General features: G+C 72.7%; 20 protein-coding genes, 1 tRNA gene and 1 riboswitch. Of the genes, 11 read left to right on the top strand and 10 right to left on the bottom strand.

Annotated features, from left to right (window positions below; genetic code table 11):
* Positions 1–108 precede the first annotated feature (108 nt).
* From DEI95_RS15915 to DEI95_RS15905, 3 genes are read left to right on the top strand one after another with little or no spacing between them, the layout of a single operon-like run.
* Positions 109–957 carry a cytidylyltransferase domain-containing protein gene (locus DEI95_RS15915; protein ID WP_258367632.1) on the top strand — a complete coding sequence of 283 codons (849 nt, stop codon included), beginning with the start codon at positions 109–111 and terminating at the stop codon, positions 955–957.
* Positions 954–1832, top strand: coding sequence for an N-acetylneuraminate synthase family protein (locus DEI95_RS15910; protein WP_110823758.1), 879 nt, complete (start codon positions 954–956; stop codon positions 1830–1832). Before DEI95_RS15915 ends, DEI95_RS15910 begins: the two co-directional genes overlap by 4 nt.
* Positions 1829–3241, top strand: coding sequence for a DUF6716 putative glycosyltransferase (locus DEI95_RS15905; RefSeq protein WP_111060851.1), 1413 nt, complete (start codon positions 1829–1831; stop codon positions 3239–3241). The genes DEI95_RS15910 and DEI95_RS15905 overlap by 4 nt, the downstream gene beginning before the upstream one ends.
* Here the strand turns inward: DEI95_RS15905 and DEI95_RS15900 are convergent.
* On the bottom strand, positions 3182–3445 hold the full coding sequence (locus DEI95_RS15900; protein WP_110824008.1) for a thioredoxin family protein: 264 nt from the start codon (positions 3443–3445) through the stop codon (positions 3182–3184). The two genes, DEI95_RS15905 and DEI95_RS15900, sit on opposite strands and share 60 nt — an antisense overlap.
* A 170-nt stretch (positions 3446–3615) precedes the next feature.
* Complete coding sequence (locus tag DEI95_RS16805) at positions 3616–3906, bottom strand: hypothetical protein (RefSeq protein WP_110823756.1); 291 nt, start codon at positions 3904–3906, stop codon at positions 3616–3618.
* A gap of 84 nt (positions 3907–3990) precedes the next feature.
* On the opposite strand from DEI95_RS16805, the gene DEI95_RS16800 reads away from it, so the two are divergent.
* The 5 genes from DEI95_RS16800 to DEI95_RS15875 all read left to right on the top strand — a co-directional run bounded on the left by DEI95_RS16800 (position 3991) and on the right by DEI95_RS15875 (position 6991).
* A complete protein-coding gene (locus DEI95_RS16800; protein ID WP_181420597.1) occupies positions 3991–4425 on the top strand; it encodes a MarR family winged helix-turn-helix transcriptional regulator in 435 nt (144 codons plus the stop codon).
* Positions 4422–5663 (top strand): MFS transporter, encoded by a 1242-nt coding sequence (locus tag DEI95_RS15890; RefSeq protein WP_110900649.1) that lies wholly within the window; start codon positions 4422–4424, stop codon positions 5661–5663. Before DEI95_RS16800 ends, DEI95_RS15890 begins: the two co-directional genes overlap by 4 nt.
* 36 nt (positions 5664–5699) lie before the next feature.
* A complete protein-coding gene (gene orn, locus DEI95_RS15885) occupies positions 5700–6350 on the top strand; it encodes an oligoribonuclease (protein ID WP_111060849.1) in 651 nt (216 codons plus the stop codon).
* A 73-nt stretch (positions 6351–6423) separates the two neighbouring features.
* Positions 6424–6499 (top strand) — tRNA-His (locus DEI95_RS15880).
* Between the two features lie 147 nt (positions 6500–6646).
* Entirely contained in the window at positions 6647–6991 is a 345-nt protein-coding gene (locus DEI95_RS15875; protein ID WP_110823752.1) for a metallopeptidase family protein, read from the top strand.
* Positions 6992–7009: 18 nt separating this feature from the next.
* On the opposite strand, the gene DEI95_RS15870 is transcribed toward DEI95_RS15875, so the two are convergent.
* From DEI95_RS15870 to DEI95_RS15855, 4 genes are all read right to left on the bottom strand, one after another.
* On the bottom strand, positions 7010–7594 hold the full coding sequence (locus tag DEI95_RS15870) for an ATP-binding protein (RefSeq protein ID WP_258367631.1): 585 nt from the start codon (positions 7592–7594) through the stop codon (positions 7010–7012).
* Positions 7587–10094 (bottom strand): ATP-binding cassette domain-containing protein, encoded by a 2508-nt coding sequence (locus tag DEI95_RS15865; RefSeq protein WP_181436421.1) that lies wholly within the window; start codon positions 10092–10094, stop codon positions 7587–7589. Before DEI95_RS15865 ends, DEI95_RS15870 begins: the two co-directional genes overlap by 8 nt.
* Positions 10091–10732 (bottom strand): ECF transporter S component, encoded by a 642-nt coding sequence (locus DEI95_RS15860; protein ID WP_258367630.1) that lies wholly within the window; start codon positions 10730–10732, stop codon positions 10091–10093. Before DEI95_RS15860 ends, DEI95_RS15865 begins: the two co-directional genes overlap by 4 nt.
* A riboswitch (TPP riboswitch) is annotated at positions 10727–10838 on the bottom strand. Its footprint overlaps the gene before it by 6 nt.
* A gap of 100 nt (positions 10839–10938) precedes the next feature.
* Positions 10939–11268 carry a hypothetical protein gene (locus DEI95_RS15855; RefSeq protein WP_110824005.1) on the bottom strand — a complete coding sequence of 110 codons (330 nt, stop codon included), beginning with the start codon at positions 11266–11268 and terminating at the stop codon, positions 10939–10941.
* 84 nt (positions 11269–11352) lie between these two features.
* Between DEI95_RS15855 and glgX the strand changes: the two genes are divergently transcribed.
* Genes glgX through treZ form a run of 3 tightly spaced genes read left to right on the top strand, consistent with a single transcriptional unit; the run spans position 11353 to position 17962 of the window.
* Entirely contained in the window at positions 11353–13725 is a 2373-nt protein-coding gene (gene glgX, locus DEI95_RS15850) for a glycogen debranching protein GlgX (protein ID WP_111060847.1), read from the top strand.
* Complete coding sequence (gene treY, locus DEI95_RS15845) at positions 13722–16211, top strand: malto-oligosyltrehalose synthase (protein ID WP_111060846.1); 2490 nt, start codon at positions 13722–13724, stop codon at positions 16209–16211. Before glgX ends, treY begins: the two co-directional genes overlap by 4 nt.
* Positions 16208–17962: a malto-oligosyltrehalose trehalohydrolase gene (gene treZ, locus DEI95_RS15840; RefSeq protein WP_111060845.1), complete on the top strand. Its 1755-nt coding sequence runs from the start codon at positions 16208–16210 to the stop codon at positions 17960–17962. The genes treY and treZ overlap by 4 nt, the downstream gene beginning before the upstream one ends.
* Before the next feature lie 78 nt (positions 17963–18040).
* Here the strand turns inward: treZ and DEI95_RS15835 are convergent, their stop codons facing one another.
* From DEI95_RS15835 to DEI95_RS15820, 4 genes are all read right to left on the bottom strand, one after another.
* On the bottom strand, positions 18041–18838 hold the full coding sequence (locus tag DEI95_RS15835; protein WP_111060844.1) for a polyprenol monophosphomannose synthase: 798 nt from the start codon (positions 18836–18838) through the stop codon (positions 18041–18043).
* A gap of 78 nt (positions 18839–18916) precedes the next feature.
* Complete coding sequence (locus DEI95_RS15830; RefSeq protein WP_181436412.1) at positions 18917–19666, bottom strand: class F sortase; 750 nt, start codon at positions 19664–19666, stop codon at positions 18917–18919.
* Positions 19663–20820 (bottom strand): glycosyl hydrolase family 8, encoded by a 1158-nt coding sequence (locus tag DEI95_RS15825; RefSeq protein ID WP_110823745.1) that lies wholly within the window; start codon positions 20818–20820, stop codon positions 19663–19665. Before DEI95_RS15825 ends, DEI95_RS15830 begins: the two co-directional genes overlap by 4 nt.
* Before the next feature lie 115 nt (positions 20821–20935).
* The gene (locus DEI95_RS15820; protein WP_111060842.1) at positions 20936–21754 is read right to left on the bottom strand and encodes a DUF4397 domain-containing protein; all 819 of its coding nucleotides are present in this window, start codon (positions 21752–21754) and stop codon (positions 20936–20938) included.
* Between the last annotated feature and the right edge of the window lie 34 nt (positions 21755–21788).

The following is a 21788-nucleotide window of genomic DNA, read 5'->3' as shown; positions in this document are numbered from 1 at the left end:
CGGCTCCGGCGGTGAGCGGTGCCGGCCTCGACCTGCTTCGGGAACGGTTCGTCACCCGTCCCCCTGTCGTTCCCCTCAGCGTCACCACCGCTCCCTACGTTTCCGAGCATGAGCTCCTCCGCCCGCGTCATCGCGGTGATCCCGGCACGGGCGGGATCGAAGGGCATCCCCGGCAAGAACCTCCGCGAGGTCGCCGGCCGGTCGCTCGTCGCGCGGTCGATCGCGGTCGCCCGGGCCGCCCGGACGGTCGACGCGGTCGTCGTCAGCACCGACGGCGACGCCATCGCGGCCGAGGCGGTCGCGGCCGGCGCCCGTGTGGTCCGCCGGCCGGTCGAACTCGCCGAGGACGAGGCCTCGTCGGAGTCCGCCCTCCTGCACGCCCTGGAGGCGCTCAGTACCGGCGACGGCACCGGCGTCGGTACCGGCGTCGGTACCCCGGAGGTCCTCGTCTTCCTGCAGGCCACCTCCCCCTTCACCGACCCGGTCGCCGTCGACCGCGCGGTCGAGCGGGTGCTCACCGGTTCCGCCGACGCGGTGCTCGCCGCGGCACCGTCGCACGCGTTCCTCTGGCGCACCGCGGCGGACGGGTCGGCGGTCGCCGTGAACCACGACGCCGCCACCCGCCCACGCCGGCAGGACCGGGAGCCCGAGTACCGGGAGACCGGCGCCTTCTACGCGCTGCGCGTCGACGGCTTCCAGGCGGCACGACACCGGTTCTTCGGTCGGGTCGAACTGGCGGTGGTCCCGGCGCGGACCGCGATCGACATCGACGACGTCCACGACCTGGACCTCGCGGCGGCGCTCGCGCCACTGGTGGAGCCCGTCACCGCACACGACCACACCGAGCTCCGGAGCACCGCGCCGCACCCCGACCACACCGAGCACGCCCGCACAGAGCACGACCCCACCGACCCCCACCCCGCGCGGACCGCCGCTGCGGAGAACGGAGCACCATGAGCGTCCGCATCGGCATGTCCACCATCGGCGCCGGGAACCCCGCCTACCTGATCGGCGAGATCGGCCTCAACCACAACGGAGACGTCGAGATCGCCAAGCAGCTCATCGACGTCGCGGCCGACGCCGGGATGCAGGCCGTCAAGTTCCAGAAGCGCACGCCCGAGATCTCCACGCCCGAGCACATGAAGACGATGCCGCGCAGCACGCCGTGGGGCGAGATGACCTACCTGGACTACCGGTACCGCGTCGAGTTCGACCGCGACCAGTACATCGAGATCGGTGACCACGCGACGCTCCGCGGCCTGGACTGGTTCGCCTCGCCGTGGGACGAACCGTCGGTCGCGTTCCTCGAGGACCTCAACGTCGTCGCGTACAAGATCGCCTCGGCGTCGGTCACCGACCTCGGGATGCTCAACGCCGTCGCCGCGACCGGCAAGCCGGTGATCCTGTCGACGGGCATGTCGACGCTCGACCAGATCGACCGCGCGGTGTCGACCCTCGGGACGGAGCGGCTCGTGCTCATGCACGCCACCTCGACGTACCCGCTCCCGCCGGAGGAGGCCAACCTCCGCATGATCGACACCCTCGCCACCCGGTACGCCTACGCGGGGGTCCCGGTCGGCTACTCCGGGCACGAGCCGGGCCTGCAGATCTCCCTCGCGGCCGTCGCCCTCGGCGCCACCGCCGTGGAACGACACATCACGCTCGACCGCACGATGTGGGGCTCCGACCACGCGGCCTCGCTCGAGCCGCACGGCCTCCGCACCCTGGTCCGCGACGTCCGGATCATCGAGACCGCGATGGGCGACGGGGTCAAGCGCATCTTCCCCGGCGAGGAGGCGCCCCTCGCCAAGCTCCGCCGGGTGGGTGCGTGAGCGCTGCGGGGAACGACCGCGACGCCGGTGACGGACAGGAGGCCCGCCTCCCGTCCGATCCGCGGCCGCGCCGCCGGCGCGTGGTCGGCCTCGTCGACACGGACTCGTTCGCGAAGTGGGGCGCACACCTGCTCTCGACCGCTCCGCCGCACTGGTCGCTGGAACTGCTGACCGTGGCGACGCCGCGGTCCGCGAGCACTGCGCAACTGCGGGCGGCCTTCCGCGACGTCGACGCACGTCTCGGCCCGATCGACCTCGCCCCTCCCGAGCCGATGAGCGTGGACGACGTGGTGGCGCGCCTCCAGGCCGAGCCGCCGGACGCGGTGTTGGTGTCCTGCATCGGGCCGGTGACGGAGGTCCTCATCGACCAGGTCAGCCGCTCGGTCGCACGCAGACCGGTGCTGCTGAGCGGTCTCCCCGGCATCTCGTTCCCCGCCAAGTGGAAGGGCGTGTTCCTCCGCGCCCGCGCGGACCTGTTCGTGCTGCACAGCCACCGCGAGGTCCGCGAGTACACCGCGATGGCGACGGAGGGCGGTGTCGAGCCGTCGTTCGCCCTCGCGACGCTGCCGTTCGCCCGGCCGTCGACTCCGTCGCGGACGGACGTCGTGCGGAACTCGGTCGTGTTCGCCGCCCAACCGAGCGTCCCGAAGGAGGAGGACGAGCGCCGCCGCGTCGTGAGCTGGCTCGTCGAGACCGCCCGGGCACACCCGGAGTGGCGCGTCGTCGTGAAGACCCGGGCGGCGGCGGGCGAGCACCAGACCCACCGGGAGAGGTACCCGTACGCCGACCTCGTGCCGCCGGACGCCCCGCCGAACCTCGTGGTGGAGGCCGGACCGATGTCGGTCCATCTCGACCGAGCCGTGGCGCTCGTGACGATCAGTTCCACCGCCGTGCTCGAGGCGGCGGCACGGGGCGTGCCGGCGCTGACCCTGACGGACTTCGGCACGTCGCGGGCGCTCATCAACGAGGTCTTCGTGGACAGCGGGCTCGAGGGGAACGCGGACGACCTCGTCCACGGGCGCTTCGGCACGGTGCGGCCGGAGTGGATGACGGACAACTACTTCCACGCGCCGCAGGACGACGACTGGGCTGCCCGCGCCGAGGCGTTGATGGCGCTGCGGGATGCCGGAGCCCTGGTGGACCGTCCCGCCGCACGGCGCAGTCGCGGTGGTGTGCTCCGTCGGGCGTGGGAGCGGCGGAACGCCCTGGGCGACCACGACCGGTCGGCGATCGGCCGCGTGGCGATGTCGATCGGGACACCCATCCGCGCGGTGAGACGGCTCCGACGGCGGGCGCTCCGGGCGCTGCGGCGCCCGGTGGAGCCGGTCGTCACCGAGGTGCGGCCGGTGTCAGTCGAGCGCCTTCGCCACCGCGACGAGGAACTGGTCGCGGGTCGGGACGCCCGCTGACCGGAAGACCTCGGTACCGTCGTCCCGTCGGACGACCACGGTGGGCGTGGAGCGGATGCCGAGCTCCTCGACGACGTCGGGCTCGGCAGCGGCGTCCCGTTCGGTGACGGCGAGCCCCGGCACGAGTCGGGCGGCGTCGCCGACCACGCGTCGGGCGGCGGCGCACGGCGCGCAGAACGCGGACGTCCAGAGATCGACCTGCATGACGTTCTCCAACGCGTGACGGCTCCGGTGCGCTCCCGATCGACCGGTCAGACCGGGACCGGGACCGCGACCGCGACCGCGACCGCGACCGCGACCGGCGGGCGTACCGCGTCGGGCCCCGGCAGCATCCAGCCCCGGCCGTCGCCGACGACCGGGGCTGCGGATGACCGCTACTCGCGGTCGAACTCGCCGCTGCGGTCGCCGCGGTCCTGCAGGTCGTCGACCGGGTCCGACTCGTCGGGCGCGAAGGTGTAGTCGACCGAGATCTGGTCGAGCACCTGGCGCGAGCCCGTCGACTTGTAGGTGAAGGCGGTCTGGAGGCCCTCGACGTCCGCGAACACCGTCACCTCGTCGTCCAGCGCGTCGCTCGTGGCCGTGCGGGTGTCCGTGGTCCCGTCGAACGGGCCCCCGTGGAAGATGGCGGTGAACTCGTCGCCCTCGTGGATCGTGATGTCGCTCATGCATCCCTTCTACCAGCGCCGGAGGTGGCACGGTCCAGCACCCGCGCGGTTGCCAGATCCATAGCCCTGCTATACAGTTTTACGGTGAAACCAAATCGGGACGAGACGCTCGAGACGCTCCTCGTCTCGGTCAACCGGCTCATCCGGTCGGCACTCCAGGCCACGGGTCACACCACGTCCACCGCCGTCTGGCGGACGCTCGGCATCCTCGAGACCGAGGAAGCCCTCCGGCTCGGCGAACTGGCCACGGCGTCGCGGGTGTCCCAGCCGACCATGACCCGCCTGGTCGCCGGCATGACCGCCGATGGGCTGATCGCCCGGACCGTCGACCCCGACGACTCCCGCGGGCAGCTCATCCAGATCACCGACGCCGGCCGCGAGCGACTCGTCGCCTGGCGAGCCGCCCTCACCAGCACCGTCGGCCCCCTCTTCGAGGACCTGGGCGACGACGACTGGGACGTCCTGCACCACGCATCGGCCCTCATCGCAGCGAGGGCCAGAACGGAGACCACCGCGTGAACGCGCACGCTCCCGCCGGGCAGTCCGGCTCGATCCTCAAGCAGTCCTCGGCGGTGTGGGCCATCGCCTTCGCGTGCGTCGTCGCCTTCATGGGCATCGGCCTCGTCGACCCGATCCTCCCCGCGATCGCCGAGTCCCTGCACGCCACCCCCGCGCAGACCGAGTTGCTCTTCACGAGCTACCTCGCCGTGACCGGCGTCGCGATGTTCTTCACCAGCTGGGTGTCGAGCCGGATCGGGGCGAAGAAGACCCTGATGACCGGGCTCGCCCTCATCGTGCTCTTCTCGGTGCTCGCCGCCGTGTCGAACGACGTCTGGACGATCATCGGCTTCCGCGCCGGATGGGGCCTCGGGAACGCCCTGTTCATCTCCACCGCGCTCGCCACGATCGTCGGCGCCGCCGCCGGTGGCACCGCCTCCGCGATCATCCTGTACGAGGCCGCGCTCGGTCTCGGCATCGCGGTCGGCCCGCTCGTCGGCGGCCTGCTCGGGTCGGTCAGCTGGCGCGGACCGTTCTTCGGCGTGACCACGCTGATGGCCGTCGCGTTCATCGCCATCCTCGTTCTGCTGAAGCCCGGGATGCTCGAGAAGCCGACCCCGACGAAGCTCTCCGCCCCGTTCCGCGCCCTCGGCCGCCCCGCACTCGCAGCCCTCGCCGCGACCGCGCTGTTCTACAACATCGGCTTCTTCGTGCTCCTCGCCTACACGCCGTTCCCCCTCGGGTTCGGGGCGCTCGGCATCGGGTTCACGTTCTTCGGCTGGGGTGTCGGGCTCGCGATCACCTCGGTGTGGGTCGCCCCAATGCTCACGGCGCGCATGCGCCGCACGAGCGTCCTCAAGCTCGCGCTGCCGCTGCTCGCGCTCGACCTGTTCGCCGCGGCCGTCCTCGTGCGGTCGCAGGCCGGGCTCATCGTCTGCGTAGTGATCGGCGGGCTCGTCCTCGGTGTCCTCAACACCGTCCTGACGGAGTGCGTCATGGAGGCGACCGATCTGCCCCGCTCCGTCGCGTCCAGCGCGTACTCCGCCGTCCGCTTCATCGGCGGCGCGATCGCACCGCCCGTCGCGACGCTGCTCGCCGACGCGTACTCGCCGAGTGCCGCCTACGTCTTCGCCGGCGTGTCCGTGGCGATCGCGTTCCTGGTCGTCGTGCTCACCACGAAGGTGCTGCGCCGCGTGGACGACGGGGCCGAGCCCGAGCGCGTCGAAGCCGAGGCGATCTCGGCCGGCGAGATGGCCTAGTCCCGGGGCGTCGGAGCGCGGAAGTAGGATCGGGGCATGTCTGCAGGGAATGACCGTCTCGTCTGGATCGACTGTGAGATGACGGGACTCGACGTCGCCGTCGACGAACTCGTCGAGGTCGCGGTCGTCGTCACGGACTTCGACCTCAACCCGGTGCACCCCGGGTTCGACATCGTGATCAAGCCGGACCAGTCCGCCCTGGACAACATGAACGAGTTCGTGACGAACATGCACACGACGTCGGGCCTGATCGAGGAGATCCCGAACGGAGTGTCCCTGGCCGACGCCGAGTACCAGGTGCTCGAGTACATCCTCGCCCACGTCCCCGCCGAGGGCACCGCGCCCCTGGCCGGCAACACGATCGGCACCGACCGCGCGTTCCTGGCGAAGTACATGCCCCGCATCGACAGCCACCTGCACTACCGGAGCGTGGACGTGTCGAGCATCAAGGAGCTCTGCCGTCGCTGGTTCCCGCGCGTGTACTTCAACTCCCCGGCGAAGCACGGCGGGCACCGTGCCCTCGCGGACATCCTCGAGTCGATCCGCGAGCTCGAGTACTACCGCCGTGCCGGCTTCACACCGGAGCCCGGGCCGGCAAGCGACGACGTGAAGGCCATCGCGGCCGAGGTCGTGGCGAAGTGGGAGCCGCGCATGACCCCGCAGCCGAGCCCGGCACCCGCCGAGTAGCGATCGTGGTCCGGGCAGGCGCTCGGATGTACTACAATCGAGTGGTTGCTCCGGCTCGCCGGACCGACACATGGTGGGTATAGCTCAGCTGGTAGAGCGCCTGGTTGTGGTCCAGGAGGTCGCGGGTTCAAGCCCCGTTACTCACCCCAACAGCGCACACGCTCCGTCGAGCGGAACGCGTCACGAAGGCCCCCGTCCGGTGGACGGGGGCCTTCTGCACGTCTCCCGGTCCCGAGGGGTCGAAGGACCGGGCGACCAGCTCTCCCCCGGCCTCGTGTGTCACGATCGCTCCCGTGATGGAGATGTCGCCCGAGGACTTCGAGCAGCTCGTGACCGACGAGCTCGACCAGCTGCCGGACGAGATGGTCGACGGCCTGGACAACGTCGTCTTCGTCGTCGAGGACGAACCCGAGGACGGCTCCGACCTGTTCGGCGTGTACGACGGCGTCGCGGCGACCGAGCGCGGGCAGTACGGCTTCGGCGAGCTGCCCGACCGGATCGTCGTCTTCCGGAAGCAGCACCTGGCGGAGTGCGACACCCTCGACGAGCTCAAGGACGAGGTGCACACCACGCTCGTGCACGAGATCGGCCACTTCCACGGCATCGACGACGAGCGGCTGCACGAGCTCGGTTGGGCGTAGGTCCCCGCCGACCTGCGGTCAGGTCCGCAGTACCACGTCCGCGAGCGCTGCCGGCTGCTCCGTCCGGATGAACGCGTCCTCCTGGGCTGCCCACCGCGCCCACTCGCGTTCGAACGTGGCGCCGTCCCGACCGATCGCCCGATCCCACCGCACGACGTCGTCGGCCTCGAGCCACACCCGCACGGTGGCCAGCGGAGCGGATGCGCGGGAGAGCGCCCCGCACCCCTCGATGACGAGTGGTGCATCGGGGTCGACCGTGCGCCACGCTGCCGGTCGGTCCGCCTGCCAGTCCCACGAGCGGTACCCGGACGGCGCGCCGAGCACGTCCGTCACGACGGCGTCCGCGGCAGCGCGCAGACCGTCCCACCCGGGGTAGACGTCGTCGAGGTGCACCACCTGCGCTCGGAGTGCGACCGCGAGGGCGTTGCCGAGCGTGGTCTTGCCCGTCCCCGACCGCCCGTCGACGAGCACCACCACGCGCCCAGGGCGACCGGCACCCGCACCACCGCCGACCGCGCCCGCCACCGCGGCGCGGACGCGTGCCACCACGTCGGCGACGACCCCCGCGGGGTCGGTCGTGCTACCGGTCAGCTCGTCAGACACGCCACGTCCCCGCCGCCACCGCCACGGCGACCGCGACGGCGCCGATGCCGACGAGCGCCCCGACCATCGCCCACTCCGGTCCGGCGAACCGGACGCTCCGTGCCCACGTCCGCCGTCCGGGCGCACCGAACCCGCGCGACTCCATCGCCACCGCGAGCGTCGTCGCCCGCCGGAGCGCCAGCACGAGCAGCGCGAACGCCATGGACGCTCCGCGCCGCAGCCGCCCGGTGTCGGCCACGCCCCGGGTCCGCCGTGCGTTGCCGAGCTGCCGCCAGTCGTCGCCGAGCAGGGTCGTCATCCGGATCGCCGCGAGCGCGCCGAGCACGAAGCGCGCGGGCAACCGGAGCAGCTGGGCGAGCCCGTCGGCGAGGTCGGTCGGGTCCACCCGCACGAACAGCGCGATCGCCGGCAGCCCCACCGCGAGCACGCGCAGCGCGGTCGCCAGTGCGAGGGTCAGCGATCCGTCGGTCACGTGCGCGAAGCCGACGTCGAACCATTCGCGCCCGGACGGCCGGCCGTACAGGGCGATGCTCACGGCCGTCAGCGGCACCGCCGCGAGCAGCGGCGCGGTCCGCAGCAGGAACGTCCGCGGCGGGATCCGCAGGAGCGGGAGCAGGAGCACCTCGAGTCCGAGCGCGACCGCGGCGGACACGACGTCCAGGCTGAGCACGAGGCACAGGCCGAGCGCCAGGACGCCGAGCAGCGACGCCACCGGCTGCACACCGCGGATCCCGCGGGGCCGGACGGGAGGCTCGGCCCGCACGGGCGGTCCGGCCGCGGCCCCGGCGGTCGTCGCGCGGGTGCGCTCGCGGCCCGTGCTGCTGTGCTCGTCCGCCGAGCGGGTCGACGCGGTCGACGTGACCGCGTCGGTCCGGGCGGCCGATCCGGTGCCGGCCGATACGGTCGCGGCCGACGCGGCCGGCGCCACGTGCGGCGGTCCGTCGTGCTCGTCCGCCACCGCAGCGCGCACGCCGTCGGACCCGAGGACGACCTCCACCGCGTCGAGCGCCCGCACGAGGTCACGGTCGTGCGTCACGGCGACGACCGCGGTCCCGCCGTCCGCCAGTTCGCCGAGCCGGTCGACCACGGCCTGCCACGTCGCCCGGTCCTGCCCCGAGGTCGGTTCGTCGAGCACGAGCACGGGCGGCTCGGCGGCGATGACGGCCCCGATCGCGAGCCGGCGCTGCTCGCCACCGGACAGCGTGAACGGGTGCTGGTCGGCGAGGTGCGCCAGGTCGAAGTCGGCGAGCACCCGGTCGACCCGGGCGTCCACGTCCGACCGGCCGACGGCACGCGGACCGGCGGCGAGTTCCTCACGGACGGTCCGCGCGATGAACTGGTGTTCGGGGTCCTGGAAGACGGTGCCGATCCGGGCGGCGAGCTCGCGGCTCGACCACGCCGACGGGTCCTCGGCCGCGGCGCCCCGCAGTGCCGCGGTCGCGTGCACGGAGCCCGCGGCGGGTCGGAGGAGCCCACCGAGGGTCAGTCCGAGCGTGGACTTGCCCACGCCGTTCGGTCCGGTGACCGCGATGACCTGCCCGGCACGCACGGAGAGGTCGATCCCGCTGCCGATGCGGGGTCCCCGGCCCCGCGCCGTGCCGAGGGCCGATGCGACGAGGCGATCCGTGCCTCCCTGCCGGTCCGCGGTGACGCTCCGGGTCGCACCGTGTCGTGCGGAGCCGGGTGCGGGTTCGCTGCCCGGCACCCAGACGCCGGCCGCGGTGAGCGCCGGTCCGTGTGCGGCGAGCACCTCGGCCGGGGGCCCGTCGGCCACCACGCCGCCGGCCGGTTCGAGCAGCACCAGGCGGTCGACCAGGTCGAGCCAGGTGCCGATCCGGTGTTCGACGACCAGGAGTGTGGCGCCGGTCTCGTCGAGCACGGCGCGGACGGCGTCGTGCACCTGCGCGACCCCGTCCGGGTCGAGGTTCGCGCACGGTTCGTCGAGCACGAGGGCACCCGGGCGCATCGCGAGCACCCCGGCGAGCGCCAGCCGCTGCCGCTGCCCGCCGGACATCGCCGTGGTGGACCGGTCGAGCGGCAGGTCGAGTCCCACGACGTCGAGCGCGGCGCGGACCCGCGGCCAGATCTCCTCCGGCGGCACCCCGGTGTTCTCGCACCCGAAGGCCACGTCGTCCCCGATCCGGGACATCACGGTGTGCGCCTCGGGGTCCTGCATGACGAGCCCGACCCGCCCGCGGGCGCTGCCCGGTGCGACCCCGTCGACGAGCACTTCGCCCTGGACCGCGGCGGCGGTGTCGTCGTCCGGGTCGGGCTCGTCCGGCAGCACGGCCGCGACGGCCCGGAGCAGGGTGGACTTGCCGGCACCGGAGGGCCCGACGACCGCGACGCGTTCGCCGGGCTCGACGGTCAGGTCCACCCCGCGCACGGCCCACCGCTCACGGGACGCGTACCGCCACCCCCAGTCGCGGAAGGTGATCCGTGCCGCGGACGCCGTGGTGTCGGACAGGGGCCCGGCGGCGGCGGACGGTGCGGACGTCACGCCGAGGCGCGAGCCGCACGCTTGGTGTGCTCGCGGCCCGCGGCGAACGACGAGAGCACGCCGGTGGCGGCGAGGGCGCGGACGATGAGCCACGAGCCGAGTCCGGCGATGACGGCCCCGGAGATGACGGCGCAGATCACGTAGACGACCTTGAAGCCGGCGTCGAGCCCCGCGTACCAGAGCAACGAGTCGTTGACGCCGAGCGCGAGTCCCGCAGCGGCCCCGGCGAGGACGACGACCGGCAGCCGGTACACGCGGTACAGGAAGAGCGCGAGGACGAGCTCGGCGCCGAGGCCCTGCACGAGCCCGGCCTCGAGCGTGAGCCACCCCCACTGCGTGCCGAGCAGGGCCTCGACCGACGCCGCGACCATCTCGGCGTACAGGGCCGCACCCGGCTTGCGCACGACGATCGCGACGATCGGACCGGCGAGCAGCCAGACCCCGCCGAAGAGCGACTGGGTGCCGGGGAGCACGAGCGCACTGGCGGCGCTGATCGGCTCGTAGCCGAACTCCCACAGCTTGAAGACGACGCCGATCGCGACGGCGAGGACGCTCGCGACGACGATGTCCACGACCCGCCACCGCAGCGAGCGGGTGGGCGTGGTGGACGGGACAGCAGACTGCATGACAGCAGGCATGACCTGGACTCCTCCCTGCGCCGGCATGATCCGGATCAGGTTCGACGGTCGGAGCGCCGTTCGCTCCCTCTCAGCCCGGTGGACCCGGACTCCCGTGTGTGTCCCGCCAGTGTAGTGGCGATGTGGACGCGGGACGCGACCGCAAACGGACAGGAGGCACGGTGCGGGTCCGCACCGTGCCTCCCGGTCGTCGTCCGGTCAGTCCGTCACTTCTTCAGCGCACGGATGAGCTTCGCGAGCACCTTGCCCGTGACCCAGATGACCGGGATGCTCACGGTGAGGAGCGAGATGAGGTTCGGCTCGAACGCGAGGTCCTGGCCGGGACGGCGGACGTACGCGCCGACGGGGAGCGAGACGGCCCCGCCGCCACCGCCACCGGCGCCGTCCTCGTCGGCGTCGGAGCCGCCGCCGAAGCCGTACCAGTTGACGGAGACGGGGATCAGCGTGCTGTCCCCGACGTCCACCGGGTCGCCGTAGTTCGAGGCGACGCCGACGGGCCGCACCTTGTCTGCGATCTGCGTGACGATGTTGGTCATGGCGGTGACGCTACTCGGCGGGGCCGCGGACATCACAGGGGTCCCTCGATACGTTGGCCGGGTTCACCCCTTCTGGAGGCACGTTTGCACACCTGGCCCGGCAACCCCTACCCCCTCGGCGCGACCTACGACGGCAGCGGCACGAACTTCGCCGTGTTCAGCGAGGTCGCCGAAGGGGTCGAGCTCTGCCTGTTCGACGCCGACGGCACCGAGGAGCGCGTCCGCCTCGTCGAGGTCGACGCCCACGTCTGGCACGCGTACCTGCCGACCGTCGGACCGGGCCAGCAGTACGGATTCCGTGTGCACGCCCCGTACGACCCGGCGAACGGGCTGCGCTCGAACCCGGCGAAGCTCCTCCTGGACCCGTACGCCAAGGCCACCAGCGGTGACATCGACTGGGACCAGTCCCTGTTCTCGTACACGTTCGGCGACCCGGACTCCACGAACGACGAGGACTCCGCGTCGCACATGGTCAAGGGCGTGGTCATCAACCCGTTCTTCGACTGGCAGGGCGACCGCCCGCCGCGCATCCCCTACGGCGAGACGGTCATCTACGAGGCGCACGTCAAGGGCCTCACCGAGACGCACCCCGACGTGCCCGAGGAGCAGCGCGGCACCTACGCGGGCGTCTCGCACCCGGCCGTGATCGAGCACCTCAAGCGACTCGGCGTCACGACGCTCGAGCTCATGCCGGTGCACCAGTTCGTGAACGACTCGACCCTGCAGGACAAGGGGCTGTCGAACTACTGGGGCTACAACACCATCGGGTTCTTCGCGCCGCACGCGCACTACTCGTCCTCGGGCGACGGTGGCCAGCAGGTGCAGGAGTTCAAGACGATGGTCCGCGAGCTGCACCGCGCCGGCATCGAGGTCGTCCTCGACGTCGTGTACAACCACACCGCCGAGGGCAACCACCTCGGACCGACCCTGTCGTTCCGCGGCATCGACAACGCGGCGTACTACCGCCTCGTCGACGACGACAAGCGGTACTACATGGACGTCACGGGCACCGGGAACTCGCTCAACGTCGGGCACCCGCACTCGCTGCAGCTCATCATGGACTCGCTCCGCTACTGGGTCACCGAGATGCACGTCGACGGCTTCCGCTTCGACCTCGCCGCCGCCCTGGCCCGTGAGTTCTACGAAGTCGACCGGCTCGCGGCCTTCTTCGAACTCGTCCAGCAGGACCCGATCGTGTCGCAGGTGAAGCTCATCGCCGAGCCCTGGGACGTCGGCCCCGGCGGCTACCAGGTCGGCAACTTCCCGCCGCAGTGGTCGGAGTGGAACGGCAAGTACCGCGACACCGTCCGTGACTTCTGGCGCGGCGAGCCGTCGACCCTCGGTGAGTTCGCGTCCCGCATCTCCGGCTCCGCCGACCTGTACGAGCACGACGGCCGCACGCCCAAGGCGAGCATCAACTTCATCACCGCGCACGACGGCTTCACGCTGTACGACCTGGTCTCCTACAACGAGAAGCACAACGAGGCGAACGGCGAGGACAACAACGACGGCGAGAGCCACAACCGGTCGTGGAACTCGGGCGTGGAGGGGCCGACCGACGACCCCGACGTGAACGCGCTCCGCCTCCAGCGCCAGCGGAACTTCCTCGCGACGCTGCTGCTCAGCCAGGGCGTGCCGATGATCGCGCACGGTGACGAACTCGGACGCACCCAGCAGGGAAACAACAACGTCTACGCGCAGGACTCCGAGCTGAGCTGGATCGACTGGTCCACGGCGGACGACGAACTCATCCAGTTCACCGCCGACGTCGTGAAGCTCCGGCACGACCACCCGACCTTCCGCCGCACCCGGTACTTCAACGGCCGTCCGGTGCGTCGGGGCGAGGGCGAGCCGCTGCCCGACGTGGTGTGGCTGACGCCCGCCGGTGACGCCATGCAGCCCGAGGAGTGGGACTCCGGCTTCGGCAAGAGCGTCGGCATGTACCTGAACGGCGAGGGCATCCGCGGGCGTGACGCCCGCGGTGAGCGGGTCACCGACGTCGCCTTCCTGACGTACTTCAACGCGCACGACGGTGTCGTCACGTTCACCCTCCCGCCGGAGGAGTACTCCCCCGGCTGGACCGTCCGCATCGACACCGCCGAGCCGGGGGCCCGCGACGAGGTCCTCGAGGCCGGGGACGCACTCGACGTGCCCGCCCGGTCGATGATCGTGCTGCGTGCCGAGCCGGAGCACGAGATCCAGCGGACCCCGGTCGACACCGCCGAGCAGAGCGAGCCGGAACACCCGACCGCCACCCCCGCGAACCCGGCAGCGTCCGCGACACCGAGCGCGGCCGGGACGGCCGGTGCCGCCGGCGTCGCACCGGCACCGGCAGCGGACACCGCCGAGACGTCGACGACCGGTCCCGAGACCCCCGCCACATCCCCCTCCGACGACGCTGCGCCCGAGCGTGACGCTGCCGCCGCCGGATCCGACACCCCTGGAAGTGCCGCATGACCCGCCGCAACCCGACCTCCACCTACCGCCTCCAGGTCACCGCGGACTTCGACCTCGACGCCGCCCGCGACGTCGTGGACTACGTCCGTGACCTCGGCGCCGACTGGCTGTACCTCTCCCCCGTCCTGCAGGCGGAGCCCGGCTCCGGCCACGGGTACGACGTCGTCGACCACACCCACGTCGACACCGACCGCGGTGGCGACGACGCCCTCCGGGCACTGGCCGAGGCCGCTCACGGCGCCGGGCTCGGCGTCCTGGTCGACGTCGTGCCGAACCACGTCGGTGTGGCCACACCGGCCGTGAACCCGTGGTGGTGGTCGCTCCTCGAGCACGGCCAGGAGTCCCCGATGGCCTGGGCGTTCGACGTCGACTGGGCGGCCGGTGGAGGACGCATCCGCATCCCGGTCCTCGACGACCGGCTGCTCGACGGCGTCACGCTCGACACCGGCAGCGCCGACGACGCGCCCCGTCTGCTCGTCGGCGAGACCGCCTACCCGACCGCTCCTGGCACCGTGCACGACGGCGACGACGTCGCGACCGTGCACGCGCGGCAGCACTACGAGTTCGTGCACTGGAAGCGCGCCGACTCGGAGCTGAACTACCGCCGGTTCTTCGCGGTGAACACCCTCGCAGCGATCCGCGTCGAGGAGCCCGAGGTGTTCGCCGCCTCGCACGGGGTCATCGGCTCGTGGTTCCGCGACGGGCTCGTCGACGGGCTGCGCATCGACCACCCGGACGGCCTGACCGACCCGGCCGGCTACCTCGACGACCTCGCCGACCTGACCGGCGGCGCCTACACGCTCGTCGAGAAGATCCTGGAGCCCGGCGAACTCCTGCCGTCGTCGTGGCCCGTCGACGGCACGACCGGCTACGACGCGCTCGGCTTCATCGACCGTGTGTTCGTCGACCCCGCGGGCGAGGCACCCCTCACCGCGCTCGAGGACCGGCTGCGCGGCGAGCACGTCGCCTGGCAGGACCTGACTCGTGGCACCCGTCGAGGCATCGCCGACGGCATCCTCAACAGCGAGGTGCGTCGTCTCGCCCGCCTGCTCGTCGTCGACCCGGTCGTGCAGGCCGACGGTGCGCCCCTCGCCGAGGACCGCATCGTCGACGCCGTCGCCGAGGTCGTCGCGAGCTTCGAGGTCTACCGGACCTACCTGCCCGAGGGCATCCGCCACCTCGTCGAGGCGCTCGAGGTCGCGGCGGAGTCCCGCCCGGACCTCGCCGACGTCATCGACCGCATCGCGCCGGCGCTGTGCAATGGAGACGACGCCGCGGCGATCCGCCTGCAGCAGACCAGCGGCATGGTGATGGCGAAGGGCGTCGAGGACACCGCGTTCTACCGGACCTCCCGTCTGTCGTCGCTGAGCGAGGTCGGCGGTGACCCGAGCATCTTCTCGGTCACCCTCGACGAGTTCCACGCCGCCCAGCGCGAGCGCCTCGCCAGCTGGCCGCTCGCCATGACCACGCTCACCACGCACGACACGAAGCGGAGCGAGGACACCCGCGCACGCATCGCGGTCCTCGCCGAACTCGGCGAGGAGTGGACGGCGACCTTCGACCGGCTGAACGCCCTCGCCCCGCTCGCGGACGGCGTGTTCGCGAACCTGCTCTGGCAGGCGATCGTCGGCGCCCGCCCGGCCTCCCGCGAGCGGCTGCACGCCTACGCCGAGAAGGCCTCGCGCGAAGCCGGCGACAGCACGACGTGGACCGAGCCGGACGAGGCGTTCGAGCAGCAGATGCACGCGCTCGTCGACGCGTCGTTCGACGACCCCGCCGTGGTCGCCGAGCTCGACGCCCTCGACGAGCGGATCACCGCGGCGGGCTGGTCGAACGGCCTCGGTGCGAAGATCCTGCACCTCACCGCGCCCGGCGTCCCCGACGTCTACCAGGGCACGGAGGCCTGGGACCGCTCGCTCGTCGACCCCGACAACCGTCGTCCGGTCGACTACGCCGAGCGCCGCCGGGTCCTCGCGACGCTCGACGGGGCGGACGACGACGGCCCCGACGCGCTCCCGGCGATCGACCTCGACGCCGCTGCCAAGACGCTCGTCACGAGCCGTGCCCTCCGCGCCCGCCGGGACCACCCGGAGCTCTTCAGCCGGTACGTCCCGCTCGACGCGACCGGTCCGGCCGCCGACCACGTGGTCGCGTTCGACCGTGGCGGCGCCGTGACGATCGCCACCCGGCTGCCGCTCGGTCTGGAGGCCGTGGGCGGTTGGGCGGACACGCTGCTGCACGTCGTCCCCGTCGAGCGCGTCGACCTGTTGACCGGTCGCCGGTTCCCGGCGGACCGCGACCTGCTGCTCGGCGAGCTGCTCACGGACTTCCCGGTCGCGCTCCTCGTGCCGGCCGACGTCGTCGACGGCGCCGGACACGACGCCACGGACGCGGCGAGCACGGACACCGCGAACACGAACACCACCACCGACGACACCGAGACCGACGCGCAGGCCGAGGTCGAGATCCTGGAGGGTCACGCATGACCAGTCCTGACCGCTACGGCGTCTGGGCCCCCGAGCCCGAGAACGTCCGCCTCGTCGTCGACGGGGCCGAGTACCCGCTGACACGCGGCGACGACGACTGGTGGACCACCGACGCGGTCCTGCCGGTCGTCGGCGCCCGCTACGGGTTCCGCATCGGCGACGACGACGCGGTCCGCCCCGACCCGCGCAGCCGGTTCCAGCCCGAGGGCGTGCACGGCCCGTCCGAGGTCGTCGACCCGTCCCGCTTCGCCTGGACCGATGACGCCTGGACCGGCCGCCCCGTCCGCGGTGGCGTCGTGTACGAGATGCACGTCGGCACCTTCACGCCCGAGGGCACCCTCGACGCCGCCGCCGCGAAACTCGAGCACCTCGTCGAGCTCGGCGTGGAGTTCGTCGAGCTCCTACCGGTGAACGGCGTGAACGGTGAGTGGAACTGGGGCTACGACGGCGTCGCGTGGTACGCGGTGCACGCCCCCTACGGTGGGCCCGACGCGTACGACCGCTTCGTCGACCGCGCGCACGCGCTCGGTCTCGGGGTCATCCAGGACGTCGTCTACAACCACCTCGGCCCGAGCGGCAACTACCTGCCGCTGTACGGCCCGTACCTCGTGGAGGGCCTGGCGAACACCTGGGGCGACTCGGTCAACGTCGAGCACCCCGAGGTCCGCCGCTACGTCCTGGACAACGTCCGCATGTGGTTCCGCGACCACCACGTCGACGGCCTGCGCCTGGACGCCGTGCACGCGATCCGCGACACCACCCGGCCGCACGTCCTGGCCGAGATGGCGAGCGAAACCGACGCCTACTCGTCGTTCACCGGCAAGCCGCTCTCGCTCATCGCCGAGTCGGACCTCAACGACCCGGTGATGTTCCGTCCGCGCGAGGCCGGCGGCTACGGGCTCGCCGGGCAGTGGTCGGACGACTTCCACCACGCCGTGCACGTCGCCGTCACCGGGGAGACGAACGGCTACTACGCCGACTTCGCCCCGCTGACGGCACTCGCGAAGGTGCTCGACCAGGGCTTCTTCCACGACGGCACGTGGTCCTCGTTCCGCGGCAAGCGCCACGGTCGCCCGATCGACCGTGGGACCTCCCCCACGACCGCGCTCGTCGTGGCGAACCAGAACCACGACCAGATCGGCAACCGGGCCGCCGGCGACCGCCTGGCTGCGACCGTGTCGGACGAGGGGCTCGTCATCGCGGCGGCCCTGACCCTGCTCGGCCCGTTCACGCCGATGCTGTTCATGGGCGAGGAGTTCGCCGCGACGACCCCGTGGCAGTTCTTCACGTCGCACCCGGAGCCGGAGCTCGGCAAGGTGACGGCCGAGGGCCGCATCAAGGAGTTCGCGGAGCACGGCTGGGACGAGTCGACGGTGCCGGACCCGCAGGACCCGACGACGTTCACCAACTCGAAGCTCGTCTGGGCCGACGCCGAGTCGGAACGTGGTGCCCGCATCCTCAACGCCTACCGGGTGCTCGTCGCCCTCCGCCGGACCGACGAGGCGTTCGTCGACCACCGGTACGAGGCGAACGCGGTGCGGTTCAGCGAGGACGAGCGCTGGCTCGTGCTCACCCGCGGGCTGCTCGGCCCCTCCGCGGCGCCGGTGCACGTCGTCGTCAACCTGTCGGACGCCGCGACGGGGGTGCCGCTCGTCGGCGCCGGCGGCGAGGTGCTGTTCAGCTTCGGCGACGCCGACTTCGACACCGACGGCGTCCGCTTCGGCGGCCGTGGCCTCGTCGTGGTGCGCTGACCGCGCACCCACCGCGTGACGGACGGGAGGCCCACCACCAGCTGGTGGTGGGCCTCCCGTCCGTCGTCGGTACGCCCGTCAGGCGGTGGGGTTCGGCACCGTGTGCGCGTTCGCGCGCACCGACGGGAGCCGCCGGCGGTGCCGGAGGAGCGACCGGGCCTCGCGGAGCCGCCGGTCGATCCCCCACCGCGTCACGAGCGTCAGGCTCTCGCGCACGATGTTCCCGCTCATCTTCGAGACCCCGAACTCCCGTTCGGTGAACGTGATCGGCGTCTCGACGACCCGCAGACCGGCCTCGAGTGCACGCCAGCAGAGGTCGACCTGGAAGCAGTAGCCCTTCGACGCGATGCCGTCGAGGTCGATGCGTCGGAGGGCGTCCGCGGTGAAGACGCGGAACCCGCCGGTGGCGTCCCGCACGTCGACGCCGAGCGCGAGCCGCGTGTAGAGGTTGCCGCCGCGTGAGAGGAGCTCCCGGTGCCAGGGCCAGTTCTCCACGCGCCCGCCGTGCACCCACCGGGAGCCGAGGACGAGGTCGGACGTGTCGGCGAGCTCGGTCATCCACGGCAGGTACTCCGGGTGGTGCGAGCCGTCGGCGTCCATCTCGACGAGCTTCGCGTACCCGGCGTCGAGCCCCCACGTGAACCCCGCCAGGTAGGCACCGCCGAGGCCGTCCTTGACGGTGCGGTGCAGGACGTGCACCCGGTCGGTCTCGCCGGCGATGGTGTCGGCGATCTCCCCCGTGCCGTCCGGGGACGCGTCGTCGACGACGAGGACGTGCACACGCTCGTCGGTGGCGTCGAGCGTCCGGCGGATGATCGGCCGGATGTTCTCGGCCTCGTCGTACGTGGGGATGATCACGAGGGTGCGGTCGGGCATCGGGTGCTCCTGTTCGGTGTCCTGCCGGGGTCCGGGTCGGGTCGGGTGTCCGGGTCGGGTCGGGCGTCCGGGGCCGGGTCAGTCGTCGACGAGGTCGGCGAAGACGATGAGGTTGTCCGTGTAGTGCCCGGTGGCGGTGTCGAAGGTGCCGTCGCACGTGATGAGCCGCAGCGTCGGGGTGGGTGTGGTGCCGTAGACGTCACTCGTCGGGAAGGCGCTCTTCGCCGCGCGTTCGGTGCGGTCGACGGCGAAGGTGCGGGCGCTGCCGTCCGTCATGGCGACGGCGATGCGGTCACCGGCGACGAGCTCGTCGAGGCGGAAGAAGACCGCGGCGCTCGTCGGGCTGTCGACGTGCCCGGCGATGACGGCCGGTCCGACCTCGCCCGGCACGATGCCGTCGCTGAACCAGCCGGCGTCGTCCCAGGCCTCGGGCGGGTCGAGTTCGCCGGCGGTCCCGCGGTGGAGGTCCTCCAGGCCCGCGTCGACCCCGATGGCCGGGATCGACACCCGGGTCGGCGTCGCGTCGGAACGGGCCGCCGGTGCCGCGGGGTCCTGGAACCCGGCGATGTCCCGGTCGCCGCTCGGCGCGGACGAGGGACCGGACGCGGACGACGAGGCCGCGGACGGGGTCGCGGTCGGTACGCCGGCTGCTCCGTCGGTCCCGTCATCGGCAGCCACGGCGCCACCCGTCGCCACGGCGCCGGCGGCGACCACGACGGCCACGGCCGCGCTCAGGGCGACCCGGTGCCGGCGGAGCCGCGTGCGCAGTGCCGTCCCCGCTGCGCCGCCGTCCGGGCGGACGGCGCGACGACCGCGCTGCCCGGTCACGACGTGCCTCCGCCAGCGGTCGCGCACCCGCCGAGCACGTCGGACGTGAGCATCGTCGCGCCGAGTGCCGCCCACGCGTCGCCGTAGTACGTCGGCGTCGTGGCGGCGGTCCGGTCGGCACGCTCGAGGTCGGCCGCCGCCGCACTCGTCGACCCGGCGGCCCGTTCGGCTGCGGCCCGGGCGACGTAGGCGAGCGCGCTCCGGTCCCCCGTGACGGCCGTGCCACCGAGGTCGAGCTGCGCCGCGAGCTCGGTGCTGCGGCGCAGGGTCGGCACGAGGCCGGCGGCGAGGGCCCGGTCGGACGGGGTGCACGCCTCGGCGTACCGGAGCGGCATCCGCATCGCGTCGTACCCGTACAGGACCCGTGGGTCGGACGCGCTCGTGGGCATCGCGTCGACGGCGCCGTCCGGGTGCACCTGCGACCAGTCGCTCGGCAGGTCGGTCTCCTCGAGGACCGCGGAGGTCACGGCCGTCGACCCACGCTCCAAGGCTGCCCACCGCGCGTCACCGGTCGCGTCCCCGAGGACCCGGTAGGCGGCCGGGGACGCGTAGGAGGCGTTGTACCGGTACGGGTCGGAGTCCGCCCACGGTCCCGGCAGGAGCACCAGACCGGCGTCGGTCGAGGCGGTCTCGTGGTCGAGCACGGCGTCGGCCAGCCGCGTGCCGGCAGCCGTGAGACGGTCGTCGCCCCACGTCTTCCCGGCCAGCACGAGCGCCCGGGCCGCGTCGAGATCGGCGTCGCTCGCGGACTGCGCGTCCGCCACCCCGCCGTCGGTCGTCCAGCGCCACGCGAGCAGGTGGTCATCGGTGAGGAGGTGCTCCGCCGTCCACGACCAGATCTCGCCGAAGCGCTCGCGGTCGCCGGCCGCGTACGCGATGAGCAGGCCGTACGCCTGACCCTCGCTGACGGTGTCGTTCCCCTGGTCCTTCCGGACGACCCGGCCGTCCTCGACGTACCGGTCGAGGAAGTCCGTGCGGAGCTGCTCGGGGGTCCGCGGCCCGCCGGCCGCGGTCGTCGACGTCGGGGTGGAGACGCCGCCGGCCTCCGGGGCGCGGTCGGACCACGGCTGGACCGCGGCCACGGCGATGCCGCCGGTCACGAGGACCGCGGCGAGCGCGACGGCGGTCACGGGGATCCAGTTCCTGCGGGTCATGCTGGCTCGCTCTCTGCTGGGTGGTGGACGTGCGGTGTCGGACGGGAGGCCCGGCGGGCGTCCGCCGATCGGCACACGACGACCGGGCCTCCTGTCCGGGTGGACGTCGGCAGGATCAGCCGAACAACCCGCGGAACACACGGACGACCGCGTGGACCAGGTCGGTCGTCGGCCGCGCGGCGGCCGTGCCGCCCCCACCGGTCTGCACGCCGCCGGCCGGGGTCTCGGCGGTCGCCGCCGCGTCCGTGACCGGGACGACCGTGAGGTCGCCCTCGCTGTCGTCGAGGACGAACAGCGTCGAGACGGTGTTGCCGGCGAGGTCGACGTCGGCGCTGCCGGTCTGGCCGCCACCCGAGATGTCGAGGTCCCACTTGCCGGCGTCGACCGTCGCGTACTTCGTCGCGGTGCCGAACGCGGCGTCCGAGGCGATCGCGGTGCCCTCGGCGGTGCTGACGTCGACCGTCTTCGCGGTGGTGGCGGCCTGGACGAGGCGGAGCTTCGCCTTGCCGTCGCCGGGCTGCTGCAGGTCGTCGGTGAACGCGGCCGTCTCCAGCGCGCTGCTCTTGCCGAACGCCACGACGGTGCTCGCGTCGCCACCCTGGACGGTGACGTCGGTCGAGATGACCGGCGTCGAGTCCGGCGTGTCGGACGCACGCATGGACAGGACGTACGTGCCGGTCGGGAGCTTCTCGTAGGGGCTGACCTGGCCGTAGGCGACGTCGTCGAGCTCGAAGACGGTCTTGCCGCCGGACAGGCCGGACAGCTCGACGTCGACGCTCTTGGTGTCCGGCGACAGGTGCCCGATGCGGAGCCAGCCCTGGTCGGTCGCGGCACTCGCGGACTGCGGGGCGAGGCCGACGGTGGCGGCGACGAGGGACGCCGCGAGGGCGCCGACGACGACCGTGCGGCGGCGGGTGGGGAGGGAGGCGGTCATGGTGGTGCTCCTTCGGGTGGGAGGCGTGCTGGGT

Source organism: Curtobacterium sp. MCBD17_008, assembly GCF_003234475.1.
In the GTDB taxonomy this organism is placed as follows: domain Bacteria; phylum Actinomycetota; class Actinomycetes; order Actinomycetales; family Microbacteriaceae; genus Curtobacterium.
The sequence above is the reverse complement of the archived record's forward strand: the minus strand, read 5'-3'. Positions and strand labels throughout refer to the sequence as shown.

What these genes read in the sequence shown, in the direction of transcription:
- DEI95_RS15835 (WP_111060844.1), bottom strand. Translation starts at nt 18,838, where the DNA reads ATGCCCGACCGCACCCTCGTGATCATCCCCACGTACGACGAGGCCGAG.
- DEI95_RS15860 (WP_258367630.1), bottom strand. Translation starts at nt 10,732, where the DNA reads ATGCCTGCTGTCATGCAGTCTGCTGTCCCGTCCACCACGCCCACCCGC.
- DEI95_RS16805 (WP_110823756.1), bottom strand. Translation starts at nt 3,906, where the DNA reads ATGAGCGACATCACGATCCACGAGGGCGACGAGTTCACCGCCATCTTC.
- DEI95_RS15875 (WP_110823752.1), top strand. Translation starts at nt 6,647, where the DNA reads ATGGAGATGTCGCCCGAGGACTTCGAGCAGCTCGTGACCGACGAGCTC.
- DEI95_RS15910 (WP_110823758.1), top strand. Translation starts at nt 954, where the DNA reads ATGAGCGTCCGCATCGGCATGTCCACCATCGGCGCCGGGAACCCCGCC.
- DEI95_RS15825 (WP_110823745.1), bottom strand. Translation starts at nt 20,820, where the DNA reads ATGACCCGCAGGAACTGGATCCCCGTGACCGCCGTCGCGCTCGCCGCG.
- DEI95_RS15820 (WP_111060842.1), bottom strand. Translation starts at nt 21,754, where the DNA reads ATGACCGCCTCCCTCCCCACCCGCCGCCGCACGGTCGTCGTCGGCGCC.
- treY (WP_111060846.1), top strand. Translation starts at nt 13,722, where the DNA reads ATGACCCGCCGCAACCCGACCTCCACCTACCGCCTCCAGGTCACCGCG.
- treZ (WP_111060845.1), top strand. Translation starts at nt 16,208, where the DNA reads ATGACCAGTCCTGACCGCTACGGCGTCTGGGCCCCCGAGCCCGAGAAC.
- DEI95_RS15915 (WP_258367632.1), top strand. Translation starts at nt 109, where the DNA reads ATGAGCTCCTCCGCCCGCGTCATCGCGGTGATCCCGGCACGGGCGGGA.
- orn (WP_111060849.1), top strand. Translation starts at nt 5,700, where the DNA reads ATGTCTGCAGGGAATGACCGTCTCGTCTGGATCGACTGTGAGATGACG.
- DEI95_RS15855 (WP_110824005.1), bottom strand. Translation starts at nt 11,268, where the DNA reads ATGACCAACATCGTCACGCAGATCGCAGACAAGGTGCGGCCCGTCGGC.
- DEI95_RS15900 (WP_110824008.1), bottom strand. Translation starts at nt 3,445, where the DNA reads ATGCAGGTCGATCTCTGGACGTCCGCGTTCTGCGCGCCGTGCGCCGCC.